We start from the raw sequence: 9268 nt of genomic DNA on the forward strand, positions 1-9268 counted from the left end.
TTTTCCTTTCGTTTGCTTGGCGGCTCACGATTGGAAGTTTCTGCGATGGACACCCATACCTACGCATACGTCAAACTTCTACTGCCTCCCCGGCAGAGCCGGGGGGTCTCCCAACGGACTAGCAGCTATTATTTTTATAGCTAACAAAGCCCTGCCGGGATGGTATTCGGGCAACCCGGCCATCATCGGCCTGGCGTCCTCCCTGCTGCTGTGGGTCGCGGTTTACCACGTCGCCGACGCCATCCAGTCGCTTTGCGTGTTTTTGCTGCGCTGCTACCAGATCACGATGGCCCCGCTGGTTGTGTACTGTGCACTGCTCTGGGGTTTGGGCCTGATGGGCGGCTACCAGCTGAGCTACCGGGGAATTGGCACCTACCCGGCGGTCCAGTCCGCCATCGGCTTCTGGGCGGCCAGCGCGGTGGCGCTTGCGCTGGTGGCATTGAGCTTCACGGGCTTGCTCTGGCTGGCCGTCCGGGCCAGCGTACCCAAGCCCGCTCAGGTGCGCTAAGGCGCGCTAAGTCTGCCGCACCCGCGCGGCGGGAAAGATGATGGAAAAGCGGGAGCCGTGACCGGGCTGGCTTTCAATGTGCAGCTCCGCGCCATGGCGCTGGGCCACATGCTTGACAATCGCCAACCCCAGCCCTGTCCCGCCCGTCTCGCGTGAGCGACTGCGGTCAATCCGGTAGAAACGCTCGGTCAGGCGCGGCAGGTGTTCCGGCGCAATGCCCGGGCCGCTGTCCTTGACCACGAACTCGCCCCGGCCATCGTCCAGCAACTGCCAGCTGACCAGGACCTGCCCCCCCTCAGGCGTATAACGCACCGCATTGGTCACCAGGTTGGACATCGCGCTGTAAACCTCGGTTTGCACGCCGGCCAGCTCACACGGCGTGCCCAGCTCAAAGCTCAGCTGATGTCCCTGGGCAGTGATGACACCCGACAGGGCCCGCGCCTCCTGCTCACACTGGGCAAACAGGGCGCTGGTGGTCATCCACTCGTTGGCCCCCGGCGCGGGGCTGCCCTCCAGGCGCGACAGGGTCAGCAAGTCATTGACCAGCGTCTGCATGCGCAGGGACTGCTGGGCCATCAAACTCAAGTAGCGGCTGCGTTCCGGCTCCTTGAGCGGCAGGGTTTGCAGGGTTTCGATGAAGCCCGACAACACCGTCAGGGGCGTGCGTATTTCATGCGATACATTGGCGACGAAATCGCGGCGCATGGCCTCCGCCAGCTCTACGGCCGTGATGTCCCGGGACAACAGGAGTTTGCGCCCCTTGCCATAAGCGTGCACATGGACCGACAGCTTGACCGGCCGCGCCGGCGTGCTGAAGCTGCCGGGAATCACGACATCCTGGGAAAACTGCTCCGAGGCCAGATAGGCGGTAAAAGCCGGGTCGCGCACCAGGTTGGCGATGTGCTGCAGCACGTCGCGTTTGGCATCAAATCCAAAATGCTGGCTCGCGGTCTGGTTGCACCACTCGATGCGCCCCTGGGCGTCAAGCAGCACGACGCCATTGGGCGAAGCCTGCAGGGCCGCCAGCAACTCGTCCAGCCGGGACTGGCTTTCCTGGTATTGCCGGTCACGGCTTCTCAGGATCCGTCGGGTCCTGTCAGCCACTTCACCCCAGACGCCGCGCATGACGGGCGCCACGCCCGTTGCGCCGATGGGGGTTTCATTGCTTTGTTCCTCGCGCAACCATCGCAGCAGCCGGGCAATGTAAAGGCTGTCGAAGATCAGCCAGACAAAGCTGCCCAGAACGAGTCCGGGCAGCCATCCGTCTTTGGCGGCAATCGCCCACCCGAGGACTAAGCCCGCCAGCAGGCAGGCCGCAAAGACAAGCCAACGATTGATCATGCACCGGATTGTGCTGCAGGGGCCGGACTCGTGGCCGCAAGCGATGTCAGCCGGTAGCCTGCCCCCCTGACCGTCTCCACCATACTGCCGGCACTGCCCAGTGCTTCGCGCAGGCGCTTGACGTGAACGTCCACCGTGCGCTCTTCAATGAAGACATGATCGCCCCAGACCTTGTCCAGCAAGGCGCTGCGACTGTGCACGCGCTCGGCATGCTTCATCAGGTAATGCAGCAGCTTGAACTCGGTAGGGCCCAGCTTGAGCTCCTGGTTCTGAAATGAAATGCGGTGTTTGGCCGCATCCAGCATCAGCTCCCCCACCGTCACACTGTCGTTGACGGACTCCGGCGCCCGCCTGCGCAGCACGGCGCGAATGCGGGCCAGCAGTTCCTGCGGCGAGAATGGTTTGGTGATGTAGTCATCGGCGCCTGCGTCCAGACCGGCCACCTTGTCGGGCTCGTCACCGCGGGCGGTCAGCATCAGGATGGGAATGCTTTTGGTGCGCGGCTGCTTGCGCCAGTGGCGGGCCAGCGCCAGGCCGCTTTGGCCCGGCAGCATCCAGTCCAGCAAAATCGCATCCGGCAGCACCGCATCGAGCTCGCTCTGGGCCGAGGCGCTGTCTTGCGCGATCACCGGGTCAAAACCGCCATGCCGCAAATTGACGGCAATCAGCTCGGCAATGGCGGGCTCGTCCTCGACAATCAGTACACGTGGCTGGTGCTTCATTCAGGAATTGCTTTTTACCGCAGATTCAATCTGCTCCATGGTGGTGTGCCGGACGTCGGCGCCCTTGACGACGTAGATGATGAACTCCGCAATGTTTTTGGCGTGATCCCCGACGCGCTCAATGGCCTTGGCCACGAACAGCAGATCCAGGCTCGGTGAAATGGTCCGCGGGTCTTCCATCATGTAGGTGATGAGCTTGCGGACAAAGCCGTCAAACTCCTGGTCGATCTGGTCGTCCTCCTTGAGAATCGACACCGCCACATTGGTGTCCAGCCGCGCAAACGCGTCCAGCGCCTTGCGCAGCAGGCCCGACGCCAGCTCGGCCGCAATACGAAGATCCGATGACGGCAAGGCACGGGCCGAGCCGCTCTCGATGATGGACTTGACCATGCGGGCAATCTTTTCGGCCTCGTCGCCGACGCGCTCAAGGTTGGCCGTGGTCTTGGAAATGGCAATCAGCAGGCGCAAATCACGCGCTGTCGGTTGCCTGCGGGCGATGATGGATGACAGCTCGCGGTCAATATCAATTTCCATGGCATTGACACGGGCCTCGGTTTCAATCACCTGATTGGCCGTTTCGGCGCTGAACTGCGACAGCGCATAGATGGCGTGGCGGATCTGGGACTCGACCAGGCCGCCCATTTCCATCACGCGTGAAGACACGCCATTGAGTTCGCTGTCGAACTGCGTGGACAAATGTTTATCGGGCATATTCGCTCCTCAGTCCTGATCAGCCGAAACGGCCGGTAATGTAGTCTTCGGTTTCCTTGCGCTTGGGCTTGAAGAACAAATCCTCGGTGGAGCCAAACTCCACCAGATCGCCCAGGTACATGTAAGCCGTGTAGTCGCTGCAGCGCGCGGCCTGCTGCATGTTGTGCGTCACGATCACGACCGTGTAGTCGTCTTTCAGCTCGGCAATCAGCTCCTCAATCTTGGCGGTGGAGATCGGGTCCAGCGCGGAGCAAGGCTCATCGAGCAGCAGCACTTCAGGCTTGATGGCAATGCCGCGTGCAATGCACAGGCGTTGCTGCTGGCCACCGGACAGGCTGGAGCCGCTCTGGTGCAGCTTGTCTTTCACTTCGGTCCAGAGGGCTGCCTTGCGCAGCGCCCATTCGACACGCTCATCCATGTCGGTGGCGTTGAGGCTTTCAAACAGCTTCACGCCAAACGCGATGTTGCCGTGAATCGACATCGGGAAAGGTGTTGGCTTCTGGAACACCATGCCGACTTTGGCACGAATCAGCGCCACATCCGTTTTGGAGGTCAGCAGATTCTCGCCGTCGAAATGGACCTCGCCTTCGGCACGCTGCTCGGGGTACAGCTCGTACATGCGGTTGAAGATGCGCAGCAGCGTGGACTTGCCGCAACCCGACGGACCGATAAAGGACGTCACCTTTTTCTCGGGGATCTCTAGGTTGATGCCCTTCAAGGCGTGGAACTTGCCGTAATAGAAGTCCAGGTTCTTGACTGATATTTTCGACTTTTCGCTGTGTTTTTCGCTGTGGGCGGTGATGGTTTCCATCTTTAACCTTTGCTTGTTTTGTAAGCGGAGCTGCAATCAGCTCCTGCTGCGCGTCAACACGCGGGCCAGAATATTCAGGCCCAGGACGGTGACAGTGATCAGGAACACACCGGCCCAGGCAAGTTTCTGCCAGTTTTCGTAAGGGCTCATGGCGAATTTGAAAATCGTCACGGGCAGGCTGGCCATCGGCTCACTCAGATTGGATGTCCAGAACTGGTTGTTCAAAGCCGTGAAGAGCAGTGGCGCTGTTTCACCGGCAATGCGTGCCACCGCCAGCAGCACACCGGTGACGACGCCTGCACGGGCCGCCCGCAGCGTGATGCTCATGATCACTTTCCACTTGGGTGCGCCCAGCGCATAAGCGGCCTCGCGCAAGCCCGGCGGCACCAGCTGCAGCATGTTTTCAGTGGTCCGGATCACGACGGGGATCACAATCAGCGCCAGCGCCATCACACCGGCCCAGCCGGAAAATGACTTGAAGCGGGCCACCACCACGGCGTAGACAAACAGGCCAATCACGATGGAGGGCGCCGACAGCAAAATGTCGTTCACAAACCGTGTCGCGGACGCGAGCCAGCCCTTGGTGTCGTACTCGGCCAGATAAATGCCGGCCATGATGCCGATCGGCGTGCCCACAAAAGTAGCCAGCATCACCATCAGGAAAGAGCCGTACAGGGCATTGGCGATGCCGCCCGCTTCGTTGGGCGGCGGCGTCATCTGCGTGAACGTCGCCAGCGCAATACCGCCGACGCCCAGGCGAATGGTCTCCCACAAAATCCAGAACAGCCAGAACAAGCCAAACGACATGGCCGCCAGCGACAAAATCAAGGCCAGTTGGTTGACCCGTTTGCGGCGGGCGAATTTTGCGAGCCGCGCATCATGCTGCACCACGCTCATGATTTGCTCCCTTCGTTTTTCTTGAGCTGGGTCAGCAGGATTTTTGACAGCGCCAGCACCACGAAGGTGATAAAGAAAAGCACCAGACCGAGGTAGATCAACGCGGCCTGATGCAGGCCGTCCGCCGCTTCGGCGAACTCATTGGCCAGCGCTGAGGTAATGCTGTTGGCGGCCTGAAACAGGCTCAACGAATCCAGTTGATTGAAATTGCCAATCACAAACGTGACGGCCATGGTTTCGCCCAATGCACGTCCCAGGCCCAGCATGATGCCGCCCACGACACCGGCTTTGGTGTAAGGCAACACCACCTTGAAGACAACCTCCCAGGTGGTGGCGCCCAGGCCATAGGCAGACTCCTTGAGCAGCACCGGCGTCACTTCGAAAACGTCGCGCATGACCGAAGCGATAAAGGGAATCACCATGATCGCAAGAATGATGCCGGCCGACAGGATGCCGATACCGACCGGGGGCCCGGCAAACAGAGCCCCGAGATAAGGCACATTGCCAAACACGCCTTGCAATGGCTGCTGGACGTAGGTCGCCAGGATGGGACCAAACACCAGCAGGCCCCACATGCCGTACACGATGGAAGGCACAGCCGCCAGCAACTCAATGGCAGTCCCCAAAGGCCGCTTCAGCCAGGCCGGGGAAAGCTCGGTCAGGAACAGGGCAATCCCGAAGCTGACCGGCACCGCAATGAGCAAGGCGATGAACGAGGTTGCCAGCGTGCCATAAATCATGACCAGTCCGCCATACTCGTTCTTGACCGGATCCCAGACGCTGCTGCTCAGGAAGCCGAGGCCATACTTTTCAATCGCAGGCCAGGCGCCTATCAGCAGGGTAATCAGAATCCCTATGAGCAGGCCCAGCGTCAGCAAGGCCGCCCCCTTGGCAGTCCAGCCAAAGAGCCGGTCTGCCAACGGGCCTCTGCGTACGGTGTTGACGGGTGGCGGGTTGGTCATGGTTAGTCCGGGCGCTTTTGAAGAAATATCAAAAGCAGCCCGGCTAGCCGGGAGTGTAGAGGACACGTTGAAAACCCTTGTGCTTATTGTTCCAGGACAATGGCCGGTTTACTTGTAGGCCACCGCTTTGCCAGAGGTATCCTTGATATCGTTCCAGGATTTTTCAATCACGGTCTTGACGCTGGCGGGCATGGGCACATAGTCCAGATCGTCAGCCGTCTTGTCGCCGTTTTTGTAGGCCCACTCAAAGAATTTGAGCGATGCCACCGCCTGGGCAGGCTTGTCCTGCGATTTTTGCATCAGGATAAAGGTGGCGCCGGTAATGGGCCAGGCATCCTTGCCAGGCTGTGCGGTCAGGATCTGGTAGAAGCTTTTGCTCCAGTCAGCACCCGCAGCGGCCGCCTTGAAAGCACTGTCTTCAGGCGATACAAAGTTGCCGGCGCTGTTTTGCATTTGGGCAAACGTCATTTTGTTCTGCTTGACGTAGGCATATTCAACATAGCCAATGGAGTTGGGCAAGCGGCCCACGAATGCGGCGACGCCTTCATTGCCTTTGCCGCCAGCGCCCACGGGCCAGTTCACGGCCGTGCCCTCACCCACCTTGGTTTTCCACTCGGGATTCACCTTGCTCAGGTAGTTGGTGAAAATGAAGCTGGTGCCGGAACCATCTGCGCGGCGGACCGGGGCAATGGCCGCATCAGGCAATGCCAGCGACGGATTGAGCGCCTTGATGGCAGCGTCATTCCATTTGGTGATTTTCCCCAGGTAGATGTCACCCAGAACCTGGCCGCTGAGCTTGAGCTGGCCGGGCGCAATACCTTTGATGTTCACGACGGGGATCACGCCACCGATCACGGTGGGGAATTGAACCAGGCCCTTTTTGGCCAGCTCATCATCCTTCAAAGGCGCATCCGACGCACCAAAATCGACTGTTTTGGCTTCAATTTGACGCAAACCGGCGCCCGAGCCTACCGATTGGTAGTTGATTTTGGCACCGGTGGCCTTGTTGTAGTCAGCGGCCCATTTGGAGTACAGCGGCGCTGGAAAGCTGGCACCTGCGCCCGTCACATCCTGGGCGGCAGAGAAGGCAGCAAAAGACATGATGGCAAGGCCCATCACGCCCGTCACGGAAGCTTTGAAACTCATTTTCATCAGGATACCTCTTGGGTTGGTAGAAAAGATGAAGTGACTTTAAGAAGCTTATGTGACAAAGGCGTGACAAAAACTGTCACGAAGCATCCTATTTTCACAAAGTGGTTTCGTCATGAAAACTTCAAGAGTTTGTCACATATCCGTCACCAAACCTCCCTACGCTAGCGGTGTCTTAACCAGGAGAAGCTGTCATGTTTAATCGTCGCGTTCTGTTCATCGCCGCTGCAGTTGCCGCCATGGCGGGCTGTGCCACCCACCCCACCGCCCCCGCGTCGGTCGCCGACACCATCGCTGCCACCCCCTCATTGAGCACGCTCAACGGTCTCGTGGTGAAGGCAGGATTGACCGACACGCTCAAAGGGAGCGGCCCCTTCACCGTCTTCGCACCCAGCAATGAGGCTTTCAAGGCGGTTCCCGCCAAGACGATGGACGAGCTTTCAAAAGACCCGGCCAAACTCAAGGCCATGCTGACCTACCATGTTCTGCCAGGCAAAGTCATGACCGCTGAAGTCAAAAACGGCAATAGCAAGACCGTTAACGGCGCCAACGTCGCCCTGGCCAAGGCCGGAGAGTATGTCACCGTTGAAGAAGCACTGGTTCAAACAGCCGACATCACGGCAAGCAACGGCGTCATTCACACGGTTGACCGTGTCCTGATGCCACCGAAAGCCCGCTAACTCCCTGGGCCATGCACCCTGGATGGCCAGCCATTTCCGGCTGGTACCCCGATTCAGCGGGCGCCAACAGCTATCAAATCAATAGCAAAACAAATAACAATTCAAAAAATCAGCAGCGGGAACCAGCGAGTCCCGCTCAGGGATAAGACCATGTCGTTGCAAAAACCCGTTTTAACTCGTCGCAAACTGCTGCAGTGCGCCACCTCGAGCGCCGCCGGTGCTGCGCTACCCGTGTGGGCCCAGCCGGGCAAGGCCGCAGCCTCCTCGCGCAGCGTGGTCGTGGCGCAGGTGGTCGACTTTTCGCAGGCGCAACAGGACGTCTCCAAAGACTTCCTGATCGGCTCGCGCGCCGCCTGGCAAGACATCAACGCACGCGGCGGCATCCGCGGCCGGCAGGTCCAGCATCTGGCACTGGAAACCGATGGCAGCGCAGCCAGCCTGCGCACCGCCCTCAACACCATCAAGGACAACCCCTCCTGCGTGGTCTTGTCTGGCAGCGTGGGAGACCAGATTGCCAACCAGGTGGTCGCGCAATCGCGCCAGGACAACTTGCACGTGGCCCACGTGGCGCCATGGCTGCAAAACTCCAGCCTGGAGATTGACGACAAGACATTTCCGATTTTTGCGGCACGCCAGGAGCAGGTGACGCACGCCCTGAAAACCCTGGCCGTCATGGGCTTGCAGGAACTGGGGGCCGTGTACGCTTCGGAGCAGGACTATCAGGTCTACCATGGTGAAATCGAGCGTATCGCCACGGACATGAAGCTCAAGCTGCAGTCTTTCCGCAACACGGACAATATCCGGTCACTGGGACAGAAGCTGACGGCGCGCACACCGGCCATTTTGCTGTTTATCGGCGGTACGCCCGAGCTGGCGGAGTTCACGCTGGGACTGGAAAAACAGTCCCGTCAGCGCTACATCGTGGCATTGGCCGATGTCAACCTGCAGACCATGGTCCAGATGGGCGCCGCACGCAGCACGCCCGTCATTGCAACGCAAGCGGTGCCCATGGTCAATGCCAGCCTGCCGGTGGTACGGTCCTATCGCGACACCCTGGCACGGCTGTTTGACGAGCCGCCCACCTCCTTGAGTCTGGCCGGGTTCATTGCCGCCCGCTACACCTATGAAGTCCTCAGCGACGTTGAGGGCACGCTCACACGGCAAAGCGCACTGGCTGCTTTTCAGCGGCGCAGCACCCTGGATGTGGGCGGTTTCCGGATCAGTTACAACGCCCAGCGCCGAAGCAGCACCTACGTCACACAAAGCATGCTGACTGCAGATGGCCGGCTGATCGGTTGAGTGGCCCCCACGCTTGCCACTGCGTGTGCCTTCGGCGTTGCGCTGCCCCTTTCACCACGAAAAGGGGCTGTGCTTGCTTGGGGCGGCCCTGCGCTGCGCACGGGCCCTCACGCTTGCCACTGCGTGTGCCTTCGGCGTTGCGCTGCCCCCTTCACCACGAAAAGGGGCTGTGCTTGCTTGGGGCGCCC

9 protein-coding genes and 1 pseudogene are annotated in these 9268 nt (G+C 60.1%); 3 read left to right on the plus strand and 7 right to left on the minus strand.

What is annotated here, in order from left to right:
• A pseudogene (locus V6M61_RS01000) lies at positions 1 to 508 on the plus strand (hypothetical protein); the annotation flags it as partial.
• Between the two features lie 6 nt (positions 509 to 514).
• Here V6M61_RS01000 and phoR read toward each other — a convergent pair.
• The 7 genes from phoR to pstS all read right to left on the minus strand — a co-directional run bounded on the left by phoR (position 515) and on the right by pstS (position 7104).
• A complete protein-coding gene (gene phoR, locus V6M61_RS01005; RefSeq protein WP_332774687.1) occupies positions 515 to 1849 on the minus strand; it encodes a phosphate regulon sensor histidine kinase PhoR in 1335 nt (444 codons plus the stop codon).
• A complete protein-coding gene (gene phoB, locus V6M61_RS01010; RefSeq protein ID WP_332774688.1) occupies positions 1846 to 2571 on the minus strand; it encodes a phosphate regulon transcriptional regulator PhoB in 726 nt (241 codons plus the stop codon). The genes phoR and phoB overlap by 4 nt, the downstream gene beginning before the upstream one ends.
• Positions 2572 to 3282, minus strand: coding sequence for a phosphate signaling complex protein PhoU (phoU, locus tag V6M61_RS01015; RefSeq protein ID WP_332774689.1), 711 nt, complete (start codon positions 3280 to 3282; stop codon positions 2572 to 2574).
• 19 nt (positions 3283 to 3301) lie between these two features.
• Entirely contained in the window at positions 3302 to 4093 is a 792-nt protein-coding gene (pstB, locus tag V6M61_RS01020) for a phosphate ABC transporter ATP-binding protein PstB (RefSeq protein WP_332774690.1), read from the minus strand.
• Between the two features lie 36 nt (positions 4094 to 4129).
• Positions 4130 to 4990 carry a phosphate ABC transporter permease PstA gene (gene pstA, locus V6M61_RS01025; RefSeq protein ID WP_332774691.1) on the minus strand — a complete coding sequence of 287 codons (861 nt, stop codon included), beginning with the start codon at positions 4988 to 4990 and terminating at the stop codon, positions 4130 to 4132.
• A complete protein-coding gene (gene pstC / locus V6M61_RS01030; protein WP_332774692.1) occupies positions 4987 to 5952 on the minus strand; it encodes a phosphate ABC transporter permease PstC in 966 nt (321 codons plus the stop codon). Before pstC ends, pstA begins: the two co-directional genes overlap by 4 nt.
• Positions 5953 to 6060: 108 nt before the next feature.
• Positions 6061 to 7104 carry a phosphate ABC transporter substrate-binding protein PstS gene (gene pstS / locus V6M61_RS01035; protein WP_332774693.1) on the minus strand — a complete coding sequence of 348 codons (1044 nt, stop codon included), beginning with the start codon at positions 7102 to 7104 and terminating at the stop codon, positions 6061 to 6063.
• A 191-nt stretch (positions 7105 to 7295) separates the two neighbouring features.
• Here pstS and V6M61_RS01040 point away from each other — a divergent pair, with 191 nt between their 5' ends.
• Both V6M61_RS01040 and V6M61_RS01045 read left to right on the plus strand, forming a co-directional pair.
• On the plus strand, positions 7296 to 7781 hold the full coding sequence (locus V6M61_RS01040) for a fasciclin domain-containing protein (protein ID WP_332774694.1): 486 nt from the start codon (positions 7296 to 7298) through the stop codon (positions 7779 to 7781).
• Between the two features lie 150 nt (positions 7782 to 7931).
• The gene (locus V6M61_RS01045; RefSeq protein WP_332774695.1) at positions 7932 to 9080 is read left to right on the plus strand and encodes an ABC transporter substrate-binding protein; all 1149 of its coding nucleotides are present in this window, start codon (positions 7932 to 7934) and stop codon (positions 9078 to 9080) included.
• Positions 9081 to 9268 lie beyond the last annotated feature (188 nt).

It is taken from the genome of Polaromonas sp. (genome assembly GCF_036676035.1).
Taxonomy (GTDB): domain Bacteria; phylum Pseudomonadota; class Gammaproteobacteria; order Burkholderiales; family Burkholderiaceae_C; genus Polaromonas.

Excerpts from the sequence above, each read along its gene's own strand:
- phoR (WP_332774687.1), bottom strand. The coding sequence starts at position 1,849 with ATGATCAATCGTTGGCTTGTCTTTGCGGCCTGCCTGCTGGCGGGCTTA.
- phoB (WP_332774688.1), bottom strand. The coding sequence starts at position 2,571 with ATGAAGCACCAGCCACGTGTACTGATTGTCGAGGACGAGCCCGCCATT.
- phoU (WP_332774689.1), bottom strand. The coding sequence starts at position 3,282 with ATGCCCGATAAACATTTGTCCACGCAGTTCGACAGCGAACTCAATGGC.
- pstB (WP_332774690.1), bottom strand. The coding sequence starts at position 4,093 with ATGGAAACCATCACCGCCCACAGCGAAAAACACAGCGAAAAGTCGAAA.
- pstA (WP_332774691.1), bottom strand. The coding sequence starts at position 4,990 with ATGAGCGTGGTGCAGCATGATGCGCGGCTCGCAAAATTCGCCCGCCGC.
- pstC (WP_332774692.1), bottom strand. The coding sequence starts at position 5,952 with ATGACCAACCCGCCACCCGTCAACACCGTACGCAGAGGCCCGTTGGCA.
- pstS (WP_332774693.1), bottom strand. The coding sequence starts at position 7,104 with ATGAAAATGAGTTTCAAAGCTTCCGTGACGGGCGTGATGGGCCTTGCC.
- V6M61_RS01040 (WP_332774694.1), top strand. The coding sequence starts at position 7,296 with ATGTTTAATCGTCGCGTTCTGTTCATCGCCGCTGCAGTTGCCGCCATG.
- V6M61_RS01045 (WP_332774695.1), top strand. The coding sequence starts at position 7,932 with ATGTCGTTGCAAAAACCCGTTTTAACTCGTCGCAAACTGCTGCAGTGC.